Source organism: Shuttleworthella satelles DSM 14600, from assembly GCF_000160115.1.
Lineage (GTDB): Bacteria > Bacillota > Clostridia > Lachnospirales > Lachnospiraceae > Shuttleworthia > Shuttleworthia satelles.
This window is the reverse complement of the sequence record NZ_GG665866.1, coordinates 1,235,630-1,256,376: the sequence shown is the minus strand read 5'-3', so window position 1 is coordinate 1,256,376 and position 20,747 is coordinate 1,235,630. Positions and strand designations below refer to the sequence as shown.

Genomic DNA, 20,747 nt, shown 5'->3' with positions numbered 1-20,747 from the left:
GACCGGCTGGAATGTGATCGATGGCGGATCGGCTGGAATGCGACCAAGGGCGGATCGGCCGAACAGATTGAATGTCACGTATTAGCGTGCTAAAATCTCGGTAGTTGTTTTAAGGCAACCGCCGGGATTTTCTATCGAAGAAGGAGACCGGGCGACAGGAATACAAGGGGATAAGCATGAGCAAGAAGATGAGAGATGAAAATACGGATCGCCTGATCGATGGAATCCTGACTCTGAAGGACAGAGAAGAGGCCTATTTATTTTTCGAGGACCTGTGCACCGTCAACGAGATGCTTTCTCTGAGCCAGCGCTTTGAGGTCGCGGGCATGCTGCGCAGGAACTATACCTACATGGATATTGCCGAGAAGACCGGGGCGTCTACGGCGACGATCAGCCGGGTGAACCGGGCCCTCAACTATGGAGACGGCGGCTATAACACAGTGTTGGAGAGAGTCAGCTCTGATCTGTGAGAGCCCTTTCATTGCTCAGGACGATAGGATCACCGCGAATTTTGGATCCTATGGTCGATGGGGAGATCAGATGTCAAAGATATTGGACTTACTAAATGAACAGCAGAGAGACGGAGTCCTCACCACGGAGGGCCCCGTCCTTATTTTGGCCGGGGCGGGGTCCGGAAAGACCCGGGTTCTGACCCATCGGGCGGCCTACCTGATTGATGAAAAGGGCGTGGCCCCCTACCAGATCATGGCCATTACCTTTACCAATAAGGCGGCTGAGGAGATGAGGGAAAGGATTAACAAGCTGGTCTCTTTTGGAGGAGAAGCTGTCTGGGTGGCAACCTTTCACTCCTCCTGCGTGAAGATCCTGCGCCGCTTTGCCGATCGGGTCGGTTATGACAGCCGCTTTACCATTTACGACGGGGATGACCAGAAGTCTCTGATAAAGGACGTCTGTAAGTATCTGGACATCGACACGAAGATCCATAAGGAGCGGTCCTTCCTCTCCGTGATCTCACATGCCAAGGAGAATTTGGTCGGACCGGAGACGTTTTTGCAGGAGGCCGCGGGAGATTTCAACCGGACCCGTCAGGGACAGGTCTATCGGGAGTATCAGGCCAGATTGAAGGCCAACAACGCCCTGGACTTCGATGATCTGATCATGAAGACAGTCGAGCTCCTGCGAGGGGATTCCACGGTCAGAGAATACTATCAGCGCCGTTTTCACTATATTATGGTGGATGAATATCAGGATACCAATACCGCTCAGTTTGAACTGGTCAGGCTCCTCGCGGACGGCTACCGCAATCTCTGTGTGGTCGGAGATGACGACCAGTCCATCTACAGGTTTCGCGGCGCGAATATCTATAATATCCTTCACTTTGAAGAGCATTATCCGGACGCCAAGGTCATTAAACTGGAGCAGAATTATCGGTCTACCCAGAACATTTTAACAGCGGCCAATGGAGTGATCGCCAATAATACCGGCCGCAAGGACAAGTCCCTCTGGACGGATTCGGGGGAGGGAGAGAAGGTTCTTCTCAAGCAGTTTGACTCCGCCTATGAGGAGGCGGAATTTGTGGCCGACAGTATTGCATCCCTAGTCCGCCGCGGGGAATACAGCTACAGAGACTGCGCTATTCTCTACCGGACCAATGCCCAGTCCCGCCTCCTGGAGGAGAAGCTGGTGGCCGACAACATTCCATATAAGATCTTCGGCGGCGTCAACTTCTATGCCCGGCGGGAGGTTAAAGACCTGGTCAGCTACCTCAAAGTCATTGACAATGCGCAGGATGACCTTGCGGTGCGGCGGGTTTTAAATGTTCCCCGCCGTGGCATCGGGGCCACATCCATGGATCGGGTGCAGGCCTATGCCAATTCCAATGGCCTCGACTTCTACCAGGCTATGACCAGGGCCGGACAGATCCAGGGACTGGCCAGAGCGGCCGCTAAGATTCTTGCCTTCATATCTCTGATTGAGCGTGCCAGACAGGTTCTGGCGCAGGAGGGCATCAGCAAGAGTCTTCTCTATATCATCGATCAGACCGGATATGTGGAAGGGCTGAAAGCGGAGGGGACCGATGAGGCCCGAGCCAGAATTGACAATATCGATGAGCTGATCAACAAGGTCATTCTCTACGAGCAGGAGACAGAAGAGCCGAGCTTAAATGACTTTTTAGAGCAGGTTTCTCTGGTCGCTGATATTGATCAGCTGGAGGAATCCGCCGACTATGTGTCCCTGATGACCCTGCACTCCGCCAAGGGCCTGGAATTTCCCAATGTCTACCTGGTCGGTATGGAGGACGGACTCTTTCCCAGTTATATGTCAATCACAGCAGAGAACGCGGATGAGGAGATTGAGGAGGAACGTCGCCTGGCCTATGTGGGAATTACACGGGCCAAAGAACACCTGACGGTGACAGCGGCCCGCATGCGCATGGTGCGGGGAGAGATGCAGTACGCGTCTTTGAGTCGATTCGTCGAGGAGATCCCTGCCGAGGCCATTGACGGAAATCTGCCTGACAGGAATCGGGCAGACGCTTTTGCGTGGGAGAACGCCGAGGGCCCCTGTTACGGTTCCGTCGCTTATGCCCGCGGCAACGCGGCAGAGATTCGTAAGAAAACATCGGCTCAGAAGTACGCGGCCGCCGCGAAGAATTTCGGCGATGGCGGCAAGGAGCCTTTGGATTACCAGGTGGGAGACCGTGTTTTTCACCTGAAGTTCGGGGAGGGACAGGTCACTTCTCTTGTGGACGGTGGACGTGACTATGAGGTGACCGTCGACTTCGACCGGGTCGGAAGCAAGAAGATGTTCGCAACCTTTGCGAAATTGCAGAGGATATGAGCGGGGAGGAACGCAAGGAGGATGTGATGATGGAGATGGAGATAGAAGCGATAGGGATTTAAAACAGACTCAGATATGGATTCGGAGAATGTTTCTATGGGTTTGATGTAGACTCAGATGCGGATGGAATCTTAAATTTTTCTGAAAATCATTGCTTTATCAGGCAATGTGCTATAATCAGGAATAAGAAAAAGTTGTGCACGTATACAGGAGGTATATCGCTATGAAGAAGGCATTTAAGACTCTGTTTGGTTTGACCGCATTAGCAGCTCTTGTCGCCGGTGTCGGTTATGCAGTGTATAAGTATTTCAAGCCCGATTATGAAGAAGAGTTCATGGATGACATCGATGATGAGTTCGATGACGATGATTTCTTCGAGGACGAGGACAGCGAGGAGTTCGCCGCCAAGAATGATGCTGATGAGAAGCTCGAGAAGGAGGCAGAAGAGGAACTCAAGGATGAGAGCAGCTTCGCTGACTGATCCGACTTTGATTTGTGACAGTGGAATGTCGGCATCAAAATACCTGCGGAGCCTGCATTCTGATGTATACTGTTTGTAAGCCCACAGGGCAGGGTGTGTGAGAAACGGATCACAGTATATGTTATACAGAGGGATTTCCGATCCATGGGATGGGAAATCCTTTTTCCATGTTAATAAGGGGCGAATTCGGTGCATGAGCAGGATGAGGACCCGATGACGATCGGTCAGGAAAGATTTGACCTGCGGCCAAGGACAGGGAAGCGCGCGAACACCGGAGGAGGGGGAAAAGATGGATGCAAGAAGTGTCTTGATCGCCAGCTATGTAGGTCTGGCCCTTTTTTATATCGCCATTTATCTGTTCTTAGTCTACCAGATGAAACGAAAACGGGCGGATGGAACGAGGGCGATCGATGACGCGGTCAATGACCAGACAAAGACAGGAAGACCATCGGTTGCGGAGATCCTGATCTACGGGGGAATGATTGTCATCGCAGGTCTCATCATCTACGATGCCGTCTATCGGGGGGGATATAAACTCTCCTATATCGGCAGGGCGGTGATCATTCCGATTGCCGTCTCCATCTTCAATGCGAGAAAGAGAACAGGCCGTTCCCTGATGGCTCTTCTGGCCGCTTTCTTTATAGTCTTTTACTTTATGCTGCTCTTTTTCTTTATTGGTCTGCCTCCCAAGGCGCCGGGACTTAAGATCAATCAGACACAGATTGTCATGGACCAGACGACGGCAGAGGATCTGCACGCGGAGGGCTATGACATCTACTGCAGACGAGAAAATGCGGGCAGAGCCGAGTACCGGGACTATCTGACCAGTGGGGATTATCAGAAATATGCCTGGGATCAAAGCCGTACGATCCCCAGGGGATATGAGCCCAGAGATATTGATGGGGCTTATCCGGATTACCTGCTGGTTAAAAACGGCCAGATTATCGGGAGTCTGATTTTCTATGCGGGCAGGAAAGAGGATAAGATTCTGGAGAACAGCACAGTAATCGGTTTTGGCATTGAAGAAGACGGAAGTCAGTCTGATCGAGAGAAGGGCCTGCAGATTGAACTTGAGGGGATTAATCTGATGCGGTCTTTGGATCAGGGAGAACTGGCTCGTGTTTTCGGGAAGAAGCTATGGCTTCAGCCCGGTGACCGCAAGAATGCCGATGTTACGAGTTTGGTCTATGGAATACAGTGGACTTGCAGGTCTGATAATTTCTTCTTCAATAATTTTTACTCTTATATCCGTTTTGATGAGTTGAATTTTATGACCAGATTCGAGCTTCTGACCAATCCGGTTCGATAAGATAAGAAGAAGGAAAACGCTGAATTTCACTTTTTCAGCAGGAACAGGCCGGTATCTTTGTCAGAGACGCATAGTCTCATTTGTGTTTTTCTGAGCGTTCTTTGACGCAGGAGAGATGCCTGTTTCAGCAATATCCTCCGGAAGGATCCGTTCAGAGACGCCATGATGATAGAAGACAATGGTATTTTGTGTGTAAGAGGATTGCGCAGTGAAGAGAGGACAGGAAGCAGAGGGAATCGTAAGGAGAGTCGATTTTCCCAATAAGGGGCAGGTAGAGCTGGCGGAGTCTGAGGAGTCCGTTGGCCAGGGGGCAAAATCCAGCCGCATGGTAACCGTGAAGCATGTTCTCCCCGGGCAGAAGATTCGCCTTCGCCTTAAGAAAGCCGGCCGCAGCAAGAGGCAGGGAATTCTGCTTGAAGTTCTAAAGAAGGCTCCCAACGAGTTAGAGCAGGCGGCCTGTCCGCATTTTGCAGAGTGTGGGGGCTGCAGCTATCAGAACCTGCCTTATGAGGATCAGCGGAAGCTCAAGGAAGATCAGATACGGCATCTGATGCAGCCCCTTTTCGGAGAGGGAGTCGATCGGATTTTCGAGGGGGTGACGGCTTCACCGGCCCATCAGGAATATCGAAATAAGATGGAATTCTCCTTTGGAGATCAAACGAAGGGAGGCCAGCTGGCACTGGGGATGCACAAGCGAGGATCCTTCTATGACATTGTCACCGTAGACCAGTGCCGTATCATCAGCCAGGATATGCGGGATCTTCTGCGTTTGACTCTGGATTTCTTTACAGAGAGGAGACTGGGGTTTTACCACAAGATATGCCATGAAGGTTACCTGCGTCACCTTTTGGTTCGCCGGGCGCAGAGAACCGGTATGCTGATGGTCGATCTTGTGACTTCAACGGATCGGGTTGATCGGGAGGGCAGGCCTTTCACAGAAGAGGAGGAGAAGAAGCTGCTTGGTGACTGGAAGCAGCTTTTGCTCAGTCACAACTGGAGTGATGAACTGGCGGGCATCCTACACACACAAAATGATTCTCCGGCGGATGCCATTGAAGACCAGGGGACGGAGCTTCTCTATGGCAGAGATTTCCTGACGGAAGAGATCCTGGGTCTGCGCTTTGACATTACACCATTCTCCTTCTTTCAGACCAATTCGCCTGGGGCGGAAGTTCTCTATGAAACAGTGAGAGAATTTATCGGAGGGGACGAAAAGGGAAGGGAGAATATCGACTTGTCGACGGTTCTGAGCCTTCCGGAGGGGGCAGATAAAGAACAGGAACAAAGTCACTCTGACGGCGAAGCGAAGAAGCGAGACCATTTTGACGGTCAGGAGAAGAATCGAAATAACCTTGACTGTATTAAAGGAAAGACCGTCTTTGACTTATACTCCGGTACCGGCACCATCGCCCAGATCCTGGCTCCGGCAGCAGGTCATGTGATTGGAGTTGAGATTGTAGAAGAAGCGGTTGCGGCCGCCAGGGCCAATGCGAAGAAAAACGGTCTTGATAACTGCGAGTTTATTGCCGGTGATGTCTTAAAGGTCATTGACGATATTGAGGACAAGCCGGACTTCATTGTCCTGGATCCCCCCAGGGACGGGATTCACCCCAAGGCTCTGGATAAAATCATCGACTATGGAGTTGAATCCATGATTTACATCTCCTGCAAGCCAACCAGCCTGGTAAGAGATCTGGAGATTCTCATGGCCAGAGGCTATGAGGTCCGGCGGATGCGGGGGGTGGATATGTTTCCGGCGACGGGGCATGTGGAGTGCATAGCGTTGATACAAAGAGTGAAATCGTGAAAATCCTGCATTTTAAGCAGTTTTACAAGCATTATGTATTTGTAGAAGATGGCGAAGGTGGACGAAAAAAAGTCCTAAAAAATTATATAGATGTGAATGTTTGCATTGATATGGTGTGTGGAGATACAAAGTATGAATTGGGAAGTGAGGAATAAGAAATGATGAGATGGATAATAAAAATAATCTTATTTCCAATCAGCTTGCTGCTGAGTATCCTTACTGCCTTTCTGACATTTATACTTGGCATAGGAACAACTATTCTGTATTTCTTAATGCTGATGTGTATAGTTGCTGCAATAGGATCATTTATGCAAAAAGATATATCACTTGGCATTGAGGCATTGGTATTAGGATTTTTGTTAAGTCCTTATGGAATACCGATGGTCGGAGCAGCTGTTATAGCATTCCTTCAGGGAATCAATGAAGCAATAAAATCAATCTAAAAAAATTCATACAAATGGTTACCAAAGGCGATAGAAGAAAAACTATCGTCTTTTTCTTTGCCAATTTTTAAGGAGGGAGGTGAAGCGATGGACTTTGACTATTTCTATAATAGAGAAGCAGAAAGATTTAACTTTCTAAAAGTACCTGAAATATTGGTAGACGGAGAAAAATTTAAGGGACTGTCTGCTGAAGCAATTATCCTTTATTCTATGCTTTTGAAACGGACAGGAATGTCTTTTAAGAATAACTGGATAGACAAAGATGGCAGGGTATTTATCTATTTTACTGTTGAAGAAATTATGAGAAGAAGAAATATCTCAAAGCCGACAGCTATAAAAACATTAGATGAACTCGATATGAAAAAAGGAATCGGACTGATTGAAAGAGTAAGGCTTGGGCTTGGTAAGCCGAATGTCATATATGTTAAAGACTTTATGAGTGTATTTCAGGTAAAAGAAAATGACTTTCAGAAGTCAAAAAACTTAACTTCAGAAGTAAAAGATTTTAACCTCAGAAGTAAAGAAAATGAACTTCATGAAGTTCAAAATCTTGACTCTAACTATATAGAGAATAATAAGAGTAAGTATAGTAAGAGAGAATATAGTTTTGGTGAAAACGGGCTTGGAACATTTCAAAATGTATTTTTAGCTGCTGAAGATATATCCGATTTACAAATCATAATGAACTCACAGCTTGATAATTACATTGAGAGATTATCTGCATATATCAAAAGCACCGGAAAGACCTATAAAGACCATAAAGCGACAATCCTTTCTTGGTTTTATAAAGATCAGGGGAGAGGAAAAGAAGTGAAAACATCAAATATCCCGACATGGGAAGAATATGATAAAGGAGAACACCTATGATGAAAGAATTAGAAAAAGTAATGATAGAAGATGTAGAGTATTCTTACGATCCTGAAAAAGAATATATCAAGGATGGACACGCATTTTGTAAAGTTTGTCATGAAAGAAAAGACGGAAAAGTGATGGAGTTTTTCGGAAACAAGATGCTCTTTAGAACTTCCTGCAAGTGTGATAGAGATAGAGAAGCAAGAGAAAAAGAAAGACAAAAGCAGATGGAGATTGAACGATTAAAGAGTAGCTGCTTTAACTCGATTATTCAGTGGTCATATACCTTTGAAAATTATCAGGGAGAAGAAAATCAAAGCCTTATCATTGCAAAGAACTTTGTAAAAGACTATGAGGAAATGAAAAAAGAAAATATCGGACTTCTTTTTTATGGCTCAGTAGGTAGCGGAAAGACCTATCTTGCCTGCTCCATTGCAAATAGCCTTATTGAACAGTATCAAATAGGCGTTAAAATAAGAAATTTTGCACAGATTATCAATGAGCTGCAAAAGGGAGGATTTGATTTTGACAAGAACGCATATATTGAATCCCTTGTAAATACTTCCGTTCTTATCTTGGATGACTTAGGAATAGAAAGAGATACAAGCTATGCCAAAGAGCAAGTATATAACATCGTGAATAACAGGTACTTAAAACAGAAACCGACTATCTTCACTACTAACCTTTCCTACGACACAATCCAAAATTGTAAGGATAGCGTAGAGTATCAAAGAATCTACTCAAGAATCATAGAGATGTGTATTCCTGTTATGGTTGTAGGTGAGGATTTTAGAAAGGTTATTCAAAAGGACAAACTGAATCGCAATAGGGACAGACTGCTGAATGGAGGTGAGAGAAGTTGATCAATGAAGAAATAGCAAGAAAAACACTGAATATGGAAGTTAGAGCTGCTAAAGTAACAGGGAAACTTCTATTGGATTTACTAAAGAAGCTGATGAAAGAGGCAGAAAAACTTGGAGGACTTGAAAAGCTGGTTAATGCTAACGGAAATGAAGTAAAGCTAAAAGATATGGTTAAAAAGGGACAGCTTGAAGAAATTCCGGTTGAAGAAGCAGAGCTTAAGGAACTGAAAAAAGAACTTAATCGGTATGGCGTCAAGTTTTCAGTGATGAAGGATAAGGAAACTGGTAAATACTCCGTATTCTTTCAAGCCAAAGATATGAAAGTGATGGATAAAGCCTTTAAGCACGCATTAGCACAGTCTGAAAAGAAAACAGAAAGGAAAGAATCTATTCACAAGAATATTGAGAAGTTCAAGGAGATGGCTAAGAACTCTGTTTCCAAAGATAAAATCAAGAATAAACAAAAGGAGCAGAGCCTATGATAGATAAAATATTAAAGGACATCGAAGGCTTATGTAAGGTGCAAGATAAGGTAAAGTTTCTAAAGCAGAACATTCCCTATCTTGCATTTTTCTATGTAGGCAATATCTTTTCACATCATGTAAGAGTCTATGTAGGTGGTGATATTATTGACAAAATCTTTCAAGGGATATTAGAGATTAACACGATGAGCTTTCTTCCAAGCCTTCATCCTACGGATATTATAATGGGCGTGGTAGTAGCTGTTTTAATCAAAATTATCGTATATACCAAAGGGAAAAATGCTAAAAAGTTTAGACAGGGGAAAGAGTATGGCTCAGCAAGATGGGGAACCAAAAAAGATATAGAGCCATATATGGATGAAAAGTTTCAAAATAATATCATACTTACGCAAACAGAACGATTAACTATGAATGGCAGACCGGCTAATCCTAAGTATGCAAGAAATAAGAATGTTCTTGTCATCGGTGGATCAGGAAGTGGAAAAACCCGATTTTATGTCAAACCTAACTTAATGCAGATGCACAGTAGCTATTGTGTAACTGATCCGAAAGGAACTATAGTCCTTGAGTGCGGTAAGATGCTTGAAGATAATGGCTATGAGATAAAAATCCTAAATACCATTAACTTCAAAAAGTCCATGAAATACAATCCCTTTGCTTATCTTAGAAGTGAAAAGGACATACTCAAATTAGTACAGACAATCATCGCAAACACCAAGGGAGAGGGAGAAAAATCAGGTGAGGATTTTTGGGTAAAAGCCGAAAAACTCTACTACACAGCACTTATCGGCTACATCTTCTATGAAGCTCCAAGAGAAGAAAAGAACTTTGCGACTCTACTCGATATGATAGATGCTTCTGAAGTCAGAGAAGATGATGAAACCTATATGAATCCCATAGATAGACTCTTTGAAGCACTTGAGAAAAGAGAGCCGACACACTTTGCAGTGAAGCAATATAAAAAGTACAAATTGGCTGCCGGAAAAACGGCAAAATCTATTCTTATCTCTTGTGGTGCAAGGCTTGCCCCCTTTGATATTCAGGAACTTAGGGACTTGATGAGTGAAGATGAACTTGAGCTTGATACACTCGGAGATAGAAAAACGGCACTCTTTGTTATTATCTCTGATACAGATGATACCTTTAACTTTGTAGTATCCATTATGTACTCACAACTTTTTAATCTCTTATGTGATAAGGCAGATGATGTATATGGCGGACGATTACCTGTCCATGTGAGATGCTTGCTTGATGAATTTGCAAACATCGGCTTAATTCCAAAGTTTGAAAAGCTGATTGCCACAATCAGAAGTAGAGAGATTTCAGCAAGCATCATACTTCAAGCACAATCTCAGCTAAAGGCAATCTACAAGGATAACGCTGATACAATCGTAGGTAACTGTGATAGTACCTTGTTTCTTGGTGGCAAGGAGAAAACTACGCTAAAAGAATTGTCTGAAACACTGGGAAAAGAAACGATAGATTTATATAACACATCGGAAACAAGGAGTAATCAAAAGAGCTTTGGACTTAATTACCAAAAGACAGGTAAGGAGCTTATGAGCCAAGATGAGATTACTGTAATGGACGGTAGTAAATGTATCTTTCAGCTTAGAGGTGTCAGACCTTTTCTTTCAGATAAATACGATATTACAAAGCATAAGAACTATAGATTACTTGAGGACTATGATAAGAAGAATTTGTTTGACATAGAAAGCTATATGAAGCGAAAAGGAAAAGCAAAATTAAATAGAGAAACGGTTATTACAAGAATGCAGTAAGTCTTAAAAAGATTTGCTGTTTTTTTTATTCAAAATCAGGAGGCAAGATGATAAGGATCAGAAGTCCTACTTAAACGAAAACTAAATAGTAAGAGTATCAGCGATTGGAAAAGTAATACTTCCGGTCGCTTTTTTTATTGAAATGAAAAGGAGAAATTTAAAAAGATGAAACAAGAAATGATTAACATCAACGCCAACTTAGTGGCGGAACCTACTTTCTCAAACTTTGAAAAAGACGGAGAAACGGTAGAAGTTGCAAACTTCACGCTTGTAAAAAAGTACGGTAAAGGCAAGGAGTATATTAACTGTGCAGCCTATGGAGAAAAAGCTGAGAAGGCAAAGGACTTTGAAAAAGGCGATTTGATTCATATCTTTGGTTACTTTAAGAAGCGTGAAAAAGAGGGAAAGACTTACAAAAACTTTGTAGTGAAGTCCTACAACAAAATTGAAAAGAAAGAAGAAAATGAGGAGGAATAACTTATGGCATTTTTTACACAGGCAGTTAATGTATTAAAGATTTTGGTTATGGCAGTAGGTGCAGGACTTGGAGCATGGGGCGTTATCAACCTGATGGAAGGATATGGTAATGACAATCCCGGTGCTAAGAGCCAGGGTATTAAGCAGCTTATGGCTGGAGGAGGTATCGTTCTTATCGGACTTAAGCTCATTCCACTACTTGCCAATGTACTCAATTGAGAAGAAAAGGAGAGCTTAGATGTTTGGAATATTCGACAAGATAGAAGAATTCTTTAAGGAGCTTCTACTGGGCGGTATCCAAGCAAACTTAGAGTCCATGTTTCTTGATATCAACAATAAAGTTGGTGCGGTTGCAACAGATGTAGGTAAAACACCTATGGGGTGGAACGGAGATGTATTTGCCTTTATCAAAAGCATTAACGATTCCGTCATTATTCCCATAGCGGGACTAATCATCACAGCAGTTCTTTGTATTGAGCTTATCAACATGGTGATGCAAAAGAACAATATGCACGATACAGATACCTTTGAATTTTTCAAGTACATCATCAAGATGTGGATTGCTGTATGGTTAGTATCTCATGCCTTTGAGTTTTCAATGGCAGTTTTTGATGTGGCACAGCACATGGTAAATAAGGCGGCAGGGGTGATAAATACCTCTGCCACCGTTTCCGGAGATCAGATAGTGGCAATGATGGATACCCTAAAAGAAAAGGGGCTTGGAGAACTTGTCATGATTCTCTTTGAAACCTCACTCATCAAGGTTGCTATACAGGTAATATCCGTTGTGATTATGCTTGTGGTTTACGGAAGAATGTTTGAGATTTATGTTTACTCATCGGTTTCAGCCATTCCATTTGCCACAATGGGAAACAAGGAGTGGGGACAGATTGGAACAAACTACATCAAAGGACTATTTGCACTTGGACTACAAGGACTCTTTTTAATGGTTTGTCTTGGAATTTACGCAGTTTTAGTTAAGACGATTAAGATAACAGATATACACACAAGTACCATGACGATACTTGGCTATGCGGTTTTGCTGGGGTTAATGATGCTAAAGAGCGGAACACTGGCCAAAAGCGTATTAAATGCACACTAAAAGAAAGGAAAGATAGTATGGATAAAAGAAAAACAGTATTTACAGCAGTAGTAATTGGAGCAGGCATTATGGCGATAATTGATAGAATCAGGCTTCATAACAAGGTAAAAGAATTGGAAGAAAGAACAGATGACATTGGTCGCTGCCATAATGATTTTTGCTTAATGCAGGAAAGATATAACAAAAGTACGAATGAACAGATAGAGATTATTCAGGAAGAAATCGGCTCTGTATATGAACACTTTGAGGAGCTGTCAAAGGGTAAAGAAGATGGGAGGTAAGATATGGCATATGTACCAATCCCTAAAGACTTAAATAGGGTAAAGACAAAGGTTGCTTTTAACCTAACGAAAAGGCAGCTCATAGGCTTCACACTTGCAGGACTGGTTGGAATACCAGTCTATTTATTTATGAGGAAGTTTGTGCCAAATGACATAGCTGTCATATTCCTTATCGTATCCACGCTTCCTATCTTTTTCATCACACTATTTGAAAAAGACGGACTGACATTTGAGAAATACTTTAAGCATATTTATCTTCATAAGTTTTATCAACCGCAAAAGAGAGTGAGAAAGGAGGTTTACCTTGAACAAGAAAAGAAAAATTCAGCAAATAAAACTCATGCAAAACGAAAAGGCATTGAGAAGTCAAAAGCGGGACTTAAAGAAAAGTAATTGCAAGCCAAAAAAAGATAATGATATTGTCAATAATGGTTGACAGATTTTCCTCAAGGATTTACAACCCTAAGCTGATTCCTGTAAAGATGAATAGTATTGTTGTCTCTTGACCATGGGTGGAAGGCCATCATTTGCGGAACAGATTCGACGGTTATTCCAGTAGCTCATGTAGTAACGCCAGATAAGCTCTTTTAGCTCTGTTACAGTCATCTTCTCGGTATCATAGCGATCATATAAGAGTTCAGATTTCATTCTCGCCCACATGCTCTCGCAACGAGCATTATCATGGCAACGGCCACCATCACTGTTCATGCTCTGTGTTATATGGCAGTCCTGGACGGCTCTACGGTAGCAATCACTGGTGTACTGTACTCCGCGATCGCTATGGCAGATCGCACCTTCGATCTCCGGGTAAGCCTTATGAGCATTCCTCAGGGTTCGGGCACACAACGGGGCCTTCATGTTGGTAGCCATTGCCAGTCCTAAGACAGCCAGATCGAAGCAGTCAAACATAGCAGAAACATAGAGTTTACCATCACTTGCCTTGATTTCGGTTATGTCCGTAACACATTTTGTCAGTGGCTCTGTTGACCTGAAATCCCGCTTGAGCAGATCATCCGATTTACGAGCAGCCTTGTCGGCTTTCGTTATTCCATTTGGCTTACGCTTTGGACGATGACTGATGCCGATTTCTTCCATTACTCGATAGACGGTCCGCTCACTCGGGATATCGATATCCTTCGGCTTCTTCTGCAGAAGAGCGTCACGCATCCTGGAACGACCATAGGTATCATTACATTCATCTTCCTTTAGGATATCCCGCATAGCATCGGCCAGCTTCTGATATTTCCAAGGCCGATCCTTACGTTGCAGGTATTTATAGAATGCCTGGCGGCTCACATGGAGCATCCGACAGTAGAATGTAAGTTTCCCTTTAATCATGCCGCCTTCTGTCTTAACAGTGATATATTTCAGTCTTTCATTTTTGCTGACTTCAGACGGCTCGCGGCAAAAAAAGCGCTGGCTTCCTCCAGGAACTCGTTTTCTTCTTTAAGACGACGAATTTCCTTATCCTGATCTTTGACCTGCTTACGTAAGGTGATCAGCTCCTCATTCAGGGTCATAGCACTTTTGGGGGTCTGGGATCCCGCTCCAAGATCCAGATTTCCGAGCCTATTAGCGCGTATCCATGTATAGAGCGTGTTTTTGGGGATGCCTAGTTCACGTGCAGCTTTTGCCTGGCCAATCTCTTTTGCCAGCTTAACTGCCTGGATTTTGTACTCCTGATCGTACTGTCTGTTAGTTGCCACCGTAAACGCCTCCTTATTCTCTTAAATTATAATGAAATCCTTGAGAATAAGATGTCAACTTTATTTATACAGCATCATTAACTCCAGGGGTTATGCTGTGTTCAGTGAGGTGGTCAAATAGAAGCAATCCCTCAGTGGATTCAAAAGGTCAGGCGGATGAGGAATAGCTAAGAGGTGACGGATGACAATCTGGGAATTACATCTGTAGAATATTGGAGGTTTCTAATTGGATATATTTAAGCCTTACTTCCCCCCAAATTTTCCTGTACCCCTATGATATATTCGTCACTGTCAGTATCAATCAGCACCGTATGATACCCTGCCTTTTCCCAAAGCTTATCCAGTTGACCGCAAAACTGTTCCACATCTCCTGATTCCGATAAAATATCTTCACCTACTGGAAGCCCATTTGCCTTTACCACGCGCAACTTCTTCATCAGAAATACAAAGGTTTCCCTGTCGGCTTTCCAGTCAAATCTCGCAATCATCCGCCTGTAATCAAGAAGGATCAGTGTACCATAAAGAAATGGCTCATTGGCGCTTTTTGCGTAATCCTTATATTCCTCATACTCAGCGCTTAAATCTTCATAAAGTCCCTCCGCCTCACTTCCACCAGCTTCTTTTGCAATCTTTTCTATTGTTTCCAGAAAATGCTCTGGCTCAGCAAGGCATTCAGAAATTTCCTCCAAAATGTTTTTGTCACTCGTCCCTATGGATTTTGCAAGCTCTAAAAAGTCCTCTTTCGTTTCCGGAAGAGGAAGCCGCAAAGGCGTATATTTGTTTTTGCGTTCGGGAATTGGCTTTGAAAAAATAGGAAACAGGCAAAAAAGAAACAGAGGAACAAAACAAATAGCGAGCAGAAATCCGTGAAGGTACCTGCCCGTTTTTATAAAATGCCACGCGCCGTAAAGGAATGAAAAGCAGAGCAAAATGAAGCCTGCATATATGCACCAGTCCTGTAATTTCCAATCTGCAAATTGTCCTTTTTTCTGTTTTCCTTTCATATCCTTCGATCTCCTATCTGATTCAGCAATAAACTGGGATATCGTAAAGCCGCTACGAAAAAGAAGAAGTCATACACGCTAACACCTTATCATACGCTGACACAACTCGGCGTCAAATGGCAAATGGATGTGAAATATGTTCCAACATCAAGCTGTTGCCTCAAGGCATGCAAAACAATCTTTTGTGGTGAGGAATCATATGTTAGAATGTTAGCGATAGCTAACTAATGAGACTGGACTACTATTCTGATCGAGGACGTGATTTGAGGACGGCATTTTCTGTGACATCAGAATAAGGGTTGCCGGCAGCTTTACGGGGGCTCGTTTTGGATATGGCAGAGAAGATTGATTTTCATCTGGGGTTTACCTATAACGAGAGACGCAAGCCCTCCCTTATCGATGTGGAAGGTCATATTGAGCCGGGCAGGTTTGTTGTTTTATGCGGCTGTAGCGGCTGCGGTAAATCGACATTGTTGCGGTGTATCAATCATCTCATTCCGGAATTTTACGAGGGTGAGCTCACCGGTGTTTGCAGGATTGACGGCAAAGACATATCAGGATTGCGTATCGGAGAAGTGGGGAAGCGGGTGGCGTCTGTATTCCAGGATCCAAGAGCACAGTTTTTTACAGTGAACAGCTCATCCGAGCTTGCATTCGGTCTTGAAAACTTTGGCCTGTCACATGATGAAATCGTAGAGCGAGTGAACGAGGGGTTTCGAAAATTTGGATTGGATTCCCTGAAGGACAGGTCTGTGTTTGAACTGTCAAGCGGAGAGCGGCAGCTTGTCGCTATTCTGTCTGCCTGGGCGCTTGCTATAGACGTTATTGTCATGGACGAACCGACAGCAAACCTGGATCAAAGAGCAATCGCCAAGCTTCATGATATGCTGTCGGAACTCAAGGCAGAGGGGAAGACAATCGTAGTGAGCGAACACAGGCTGTATTATTTAGCAGGACTCGCTGACGAATATTGGTATATCCATTCGGGTGAACTTGTCAAATGCTATCAGGCAAAAGAAATGCTTCAGCTGACAGAAGAGGAATTAACGGATATGGGACTCCGGGCGCCGGAAGTCAGGGATATCAGGCGAAGGGATATGGATTTCAGTGAGGACCTCGTCGGAGGACAGCCAGACGATGTTTTGCTACATGTCCTCAGCTGTGAGAATGTGACATATAGATACAGAGGGGCTAAGGAGGATACGCTAAAATCAGCCAATATTACATTGAAAACAGGAGAGGTCCTTGCGCTTGCCGGACCCAATGGCAATGGAAAGACCACGCTGGGCAAAGTCATATGCGGAATCTTTAAAGCTTCATCCGGAAAGATTACGTTCGACGGAGTGGCTGAAAGGACAAAAGAATTACAGAATAAGTGCATTTTCATTATGCAGGAAGCGGAATTTCAATTCTTTACAAACTCGGTATGGAATGAATTGAAGTACGGCAAAAAAACAAGTCCGATTCTTGAAGCTGAGATGGAGAGGATGCTGAGGCGATCAGGATTATGGGAACTTAGGAATCGACATCCCTTCAGCTTGTCCGGAGGTCAGATGCAGAAGCTCGTTCTGCTCCTGGCATATTTTTCGGAGAAACCTGTGCTTGTACTGGATGAACCGACGGCAGGGCTGGACGGGCGTTCTCTGCGAACTTGCATAGAGATTGTCAATGCGATGAAAAAGGACAAGATTGTTCTCATGATTACGCACGATATAGAGCTTATAGCAGGTGCGTGCACTGCTTGTGTCTGGCTGGAAGACGGACAGGGGCAGGATCGTTTTGTTCTCGATTCTGACGAGTCCCTGCGTCAGTTTCGCAGATACAGGGATGGTAAGCTACAAGCCGCAACAGATCCATACATACCGGCGAATCCAAAGCACAGCTTTGATCCGCGTATCAAACTTGTAATGACACTGTTTTGCTGTACGACAAGCGCATTCGCAGATATGCCGCTCGTAACAGGGATGTTTGCGGCAGGAATGATCATCAATATATATGAGCGTAAATACAAATCTTCCATTGGATATGGCGCCATATATGCGGTCCTGCTTTTGGCATACCTGGCATTTCCAAATGCGGTGACGGGGCTTTTGGTCAATATCATTCCAAGGTTTTTGGTAATAGGAGAGTTTTTGTCAGCCGTAATCAGTAATGACGGAGGCGATAAGACAATAACCGCATTTCGATATATGCATATGCCAGAGAGAGCAATCATGATCTTTGCCGTGATGTTCAGGTTCGCTCCGGTGATGGGCAAAGATCTGTCGCTTATGAGGCAATCCATACATACCAGGGGATTTTTCAAGACAAGAACAGATAGAATCGCAGCGTTCCCGGAATATATGGAAATGATCATAGCCCCCCTCATGCTGAGGGTGATTCGGATTGCCGAGTCACTCTCTGCGTCAGCAGAAACTCGCGGAATCGCATTGCCCGGCCGCAGACAGTCCTTTACATCTCTCAAGATGGATATATCAGATGTGATCATTACCGCGGCTGCGCTCGCTTTGATCGGCTGCGGCTTTTTCTATACGAGAATGGTCGGCCTGTTCTGAGCCGTTTCAGAGCTCAAATCAAAGAACCATATATTTTTAACCTACGAGAGGAGGTTGCGATGGGATCTAACAGACTCAAGACAAAGGACATTATAACGGTCGTTCTATTGTCATTAATTAATATTGTCATATTCATGTCGGGGACTTTCCTGTATGCGACACCGGTAACGCTGTTGCTTATGCCCCTGTACTATGCCTTGCTTGAAGGGATGGTTGTATTTACAATAGGCACCAGGGTGCGCAAGAGAGGCGCTATGTTGATCTATTGCGCTATCCAGGGGATCATTGGCTTCTACCTCCCGTACACGCTTGCCTATATTTTAATGGGGATCGTATCCGAAGTGATTCTGTCTAAGACCGGATATGGTGATTCCAGGGGGCTCACAGCAAGTTACATCCTACAGCAGGTGGGCCTGTGCTTTGGAAGCACTGTATATCCTTACGTTTTTGCCATCGAGAAGACGATGGAAAAGATGAGCGTTAAAGAATCTGACAATCTGAAATACGTTATGACCCATGCGGGCCATGCAATCATGAACTGGGGCTGGATCCTTTTGCTGGCAGCGACGGCCATCGTTGCCTTGATCGGTTCGCGTATAGGCAAGAGAGTTGTCAGGAAACATATACAAAAGGCCGAAGGAACTTACGGGGATGAAAACTGATCCAGTCTGTCAAGCCGGTATCTTATGGATCAGTGAGGATGCTGAGATATGTCCAAAGGTCTGATCGGAGCAGCTTCCTTAATAAAAGAATATAGAGCAATTACCGGATTTGCATCCTTCTATCCCTTTGCTACGAGCGGCTCAAGCGATATGGAAACCTCATTATCACCGGGCATAAAAATACAGAGCGTCATCTGATGAACTGGCGGCAATCTGCTATGATGGAGAGGAGAGTATGGATGTGGGAAGAGAGGCGCTTTTGTGTGCCGGAATCATAGAGGAGAGGGCAAATGGCAGGTGGTCGGAAAATTCTAATATTACTCCTGGCGCTGGTGTTCGCGGGTACCAGTACGGCCTGCTATCTCTATGTCGACGGCAAGCCGCTTACGACGGAGGAAGTCAACCGGCAGCTGGCAGAGCGCTATGGCGCTGGAAATTATCAGCTCAAGCAGTTGGACAGGGATCACTGGCAGGTGGCCCTGCCCCAGTATGCAGGGCTTCATTATACTGTGACAAGCGTGATCCATCGTGGCGGCGTCGTACCGGTTCCCCAGCACAGCCAGGAAGAGAACCGGATGGAGGCCCTGGGGAGACTTTTGGCGCCCAGGTATTTCACGGCGGATGAAATGAAGGAAATCAGCTACGCAAGCGGCTTCGGGGGCGGAGGGATGACGGTTGAGGTCTTGAGCGATTTCTCTGACGAGGCAAAGATTGCGGATCTGCAGAAGAGGGTAGAGGCGCTCTGCAGAGATATGAAGGAGAATTATGCTCCTCTTGCAAAAGATGCCCATGTGACACTTACAGTCAAGAGTGATGCGGCTGCGACAGGTCAGGAATATGGGGTGGAGAGCCCAAAGCTGATCCGATGGACATCAGACAGGGGAAACGGCAGACTGATCGGTTCATATCTGGATTCCCTCTACGGCACGGGCAACTACAGCTACGAGGAGACGGAGGATTTTGGGAGCGGGAAGGAGATCTATCAGGTTCGGTTGAAGCGGGCTCCGGAACAGGAATTTCATCTCTATGTGCAGAGCGATTGGTTTGGGTTTCGAAAGACGATCTGGGATACAAGATACCGGGATATCTGTGATCTGATTGATTACAATACCTTTCCGCTTGGTATCGAGCGGGCCCATATATCTCCTGATTTCAACCGCAGGGGATGCAGAGTCTCCGTATCGTATCTGGCCTATGGCAGGGAGCGTGTACCGGATATCATCAACCTCCACAGAGAGGCAAGTGAATATATCCGGAAATACGCTGCCATTATTTACGCGGATCAAACGGATGGCGGGTCAAAGCAGGTACCCATCTTCTCGACCTCGATTTCAGTGGATTTGTAGGAGGCAGGATGACCGTTCAAGAGGAATTATTTGCCCTTCAGGATAGGGAATATGCGGACTTTCAGAGCAGGCTTGTGCCCACGGTGTCGCGCCAGACCTTCATCGGAGTCCGTGTTCCGCAGCTCAGAAAACTGGCAAAGCGAATGGGAAAAGTGCGGGAAAAGCAGATGCAGGAGCAGAGGCAGGATTTCATGCAGGCTCTCCCTCACAGCTATTACGACGAGAATATGCTGCACAGTTTGCTGATCTCTGAAATCAATGATTTTGACGCCTGTATTTCGGCTGTGGATGCGTTCCTCCCCTACATTGATAACTGGGCCGTCTGCGACATCCTGCCCCCCCGGATCTTCAAGAAGGAACACAGGCGTCTTCTGGCGGAAATTCCCCGCTGGATCGGGTCAGACCAGACCTATACCTGCCGCTTTGGAATCGAGATGCTGATGACGCATTTCCTGGATGATGATTTTAAACCACGCTATCTGGAGTTGCCTGCACAGGTTCATCTGGACGAATACTATGTCAGGATGATGGTCGCCTGGTTCTTCGCGACAGCTCTTGCCAAGCAGTGGAAGGCGACAGTTCCCTACCTGGAGAATCATAAGCTCGGGATCTGGACTCACAATAAGACCATACAGAAGGCCTGCGAGAGCTACCGGATCACGGCGGACCAGAAGGAGTATCTTAAGGGGTTAAGACTGGGAAAAGCGGCTGGGGCTTTCGATAGAGGATAGATGGATCGGATTTTCCCCTGCGTCCGCGATCAGGATTGGACAGAACAGGGAATAATAAAATTT

The 20,747-nt window shown here is 45.1% G+C and carries 22 protein-coding genes and 1 pseudogene; 20 read left to right on the top strand and 3 right to left on the bottom strand.

The annotated features are described in order from the left end of the window. Positions 1–176 precede the first annotated feature (176 nt). The 15 genes and pseudogenes from GCWU000342_RS05670 (at position 177) to GCWU000342_RS05600 (ending at position 13,073) form a co-directional block, all read left to right on the top strand. Entirely contained in the window at positions 177–470 is a 294-nt protein-coding gene (locus tag GCWU000342_RS05670; RefSeq protein ID WP_006906355.1) for a YerC/YecD family TrpR-related protein, read from the top strand. Positions 471–540: 70 nt separating this feature from the next. Further along, positions 541–2,802, top strand: coding sequence for an ATP-dependent helicase (locus GCWU000342_RS05665; RefSeq protein ID WP_006906354.1), 2,262 nt, complete (start codon positions 541–543; stop codon positions 2,800–2,802). A 268-nt stretch (positions 2,803–3,070) separates the two neighbouring features. After that, positions 3,071–3,283, top strand: a pseudogene (locus GCWU000342_RS05660) (hypothetical protein); the annotation flags it as partial. A gap of 289 nt (positions 3,284–3,572) precedes the next feature. Continuing rightward, the gene (locus GCWU000342_RS05655; RefSeq protein WP_006906352.1) at positions 3,573–4,592 is read left to right on the top strand and encodes a hypothetical protein; all 1,020 of its coding nucleotides are present in this window, start codon (positions 3,573–3,575) and stop codon (positions 4,590–4,592) included. Positions 4,593–4,800: 208 nt separating this feature from the next. Further along, the gene (locus GCWU000342_RS05650; RefSeq protein ID WP_006906350.1) at positions 4,801–6,399 is read left to right on the top strand and encodes a class I SAM-dependent RNA methyltransferase; all 1,599 of its coding nucleotides are present in this window, start codon (positions 4,801–4,803) and stop codon (positions 6,397–6,399) included. Positions 6,400–6,557: 158 nt separating this feature from the next. Further along, positions 6,558–6,842 (top strand): CD1845 family protein, encoded by a 285-nt coding sequence (locus GCWU000342_RS05645; protein WP_006906349.1) that lies wholly within the window; start codon positions 6,558–6,560, stop codon positions 6,840–6,842. A gap of 87 nt (positions 6,843–6,929) precedes the next feature. Continuing rightward, the gene (locus GCWU000342_RS05640) at positions 6,930–7,709 is read left to right on the top strand and encodes a replication initiator protein A (protein WP_045000370.1); all 780 of its coding nucleotides are present in this window, start codon (positions 6,930–6,932) and stop codon (positions 7,707–7,709) included. Continuing rightward, positions 7,706–8,557, top strand: a complete 852-nt coding sequence (locus GCWU000342_RS05635; protein ID WP_006906347.1) for an ATP-binding protein — start codon at positions 7,706–7,708, stop codon at positions 8,555–8,557. The genes GCWU000342_RS05640 and GCWU000342_RS05635 overlap by 4 nt, the downstream gene beginning before the upstream one ends. Continuing rightward, the gene (locus GCWU000342_RS05630; protein ID WP_006906346.1) at positions 8,554–9,039 is read left to right on the top strand and encodes a PcfB family protein; all 486 of its coding nucleotides are present in this window, start codon (positions 8,554–8,556) and stop codon (positions 9,037–9,039) included. Before GCWU000342_RS05635 ends, GCWU000342_RS05630 begins: the two co-directional genes overlap by 4 nt. Beyond that, positions 9,036–10,820: a VirD4-like conjugal transfer protein, CD1115 family gene (locus GCWU000342_RS05625; protein ID WP_006906345.1), complete on the top strand. Its 1,785-nt coding sequence runs from the start codon at positions 9,036–9,038 to the stop codon at positions 10,818–10,820. Before GCWU000342_RS05630 ends, GCWU000342_RS05625 begins: the two co-directional genes overlap by 4 nt. 165 nt (positions 10,821–10,985) lie before the next feature. Beyond that, entirely contained in the window at positions 10,986–11,297 is a 312-nt protein-coding gene (locus tag GCWU000342_RS05620; protein ID WP_005541371.1) for a single-strand DNA-binding protein, read from the top strand. Between the two features lie 3 nt (positions 11,298–11,300). Next, a complete protein-coding gene (locus tag GCWU000342_RS05615) occupies positions 11,301–11,516 on the top strand; it encodes a Maff2 family mobile element protein (protein ID WP_000863833.1) in 216 nt (71 codons plus the stop codon). A 19-nt stretch (positions 11,517–11,535) separates the two neighbouring features. Next, a complete protein-coding gene (locus GCWU000342_RS05610; RefSeq protein WP_006906344.1) occupies positions 11,536–12,399 on the top strand; it encodes a VirB6/TrbL-like conjugal transfer protein, CD1112 family in 864 nt (287 codons plus the stop codon). A gap of 17 nt (positions 12,400–12,416) precedes the next feature. After that, a complete protein-coding gene (locus tag GCWU000342_RS05605; protein ID WP_006906343.1) occupies positions 12,417–12,680 on the top strand; it encodes a hypothetical protein in 264 nt (87 codons plus the stop codon). Between the two features lie 3 nt (positions 12,681–12,683). Continuing rightward, a complete protein-coding gene (locus GCWU000342_RS05600; protein ID WP_006906342.1) occupies positions 12,684–13,073 on the top strand; it encodes a PrgI family protein in 390 nt (129 codons plus the stop codon). Between the two features lie 69 nt (positions 13,074–13,142). Here GCWU000342_RS05600 and GCWU000342_RS05595 read toward each other — a convergent pair whose 3' ends face one another. The 3 genes from GCWU000342_RS05595 to GCWU000342_RS05585 form a co-directional block, all read right to left on the bottom strand. Continuing rightward, positions 13,143–14,018, bottom strand: a complete 876-nt coding sequence (locus GCWU000342_RS05595) for an IS3 family transposase (RefSeq protein ID WP_006905210.1) — start codon at positions 14,016–14,018, stop codon at positions 13,143–13,145. Between the two features lie 29 nt (positions 14,019–14,047). Then, a complete protein-coding gene (locus tag GCWU000342_RS05590) occupies positions 14,048–14,386 on the bottom strand; it encodes a transposase (RefSeq protein WP_006905209.1) in 339 nt (112 codons plus the stop codon). 236 nt (positions 14,387–14,622) lie between these two features. Continuing rightward, positions 14,623–15,390, bottom strand: coding sequence for a DUF6630 family protein (locus tag GCWU000342_RS05585; protein ID WP_006906341.1), 768 nt, complete (start codon positions 15,388–15,390; stop codon positions 14,623–14,625). Positions 15,391–15,722: 332 nt separating this feature from the next. Here GCWU000342_RS05585 and GCWU000342_RS05580 point away from each other — a divergent pair, with 332 nt between their 5' ends. The 5 genes from GCWU000342_RS05580 (at position 15,723) to GCWU000342_RS05565 (ending at position 20,684) form a co-directional block, all read left to right on the top strand. After that, positions 15,723–17,945 (top strand): ATP-binding cassette domain-containing protein, encoded by a 2,223-nt coding sequence (locus GCWU000342_RS05580; RefSeq protein WP_006906340.1) that lies wholly within the window; start codon positions 15,723–15,725, stop codon positions 17,943–17,945. Positions 17,946–18,004: 59 nt separating this feature from the next. Further along, the gene (locus tag GCWU000342_RS05575) at positions 18,005–18,607 is read left to right on the top strand and encodes an MptD family putative ECF transporter S component (protein ID WP_006906339.1); all 603 of its coding nucleotides are present in this window, start codon (positions 18,005–18,007) and stop codon (positions 18,605–18,607) included. Between the two features lie 48 nt (positions 18,608–18,655). Continuing rightward, the gene (locus tag GCWU000342_RS10465; protein ID WP_006906338.1) at positions 18,656–18,805 is read left to right on the top strand and encodes a hypothetical protein; all 150 of its coding nucleotides are present in this window, start codon (positions 18,656–18,658) and stop codon (positions 18,803–18,805) included. Between the two features lie 92 nt (positions 18,806–18,897). After that, on the top strand, positions 18,898–19,953 hold the full coding sequence (locus GCWU000342_RS05570) for a hypothetical protein (RefSeq protein ID WP_006906337.1): 1,056 nt from the start codon (positions 18,898–18,900) through the stop codon (positions 19,951–19,953). A gap of 8 nt (positions 19,954–19,961) precedes the next feature. After that, positions 19,962–20,684 carry a DNA alkylation repair protein gene (locus tag GCWU000342_RS05565; RefSeq protein ID WP_006906336.1) on the top strand — a complete coding sequence of 241 codons (723 nt, stop codon included), beginning with the start codon at positions 19,962–19,964 and terminating at the stop codon, positions 20,682–20,684. Positions 20,685–20,747 lie beyond the last annotated feature (63 nt).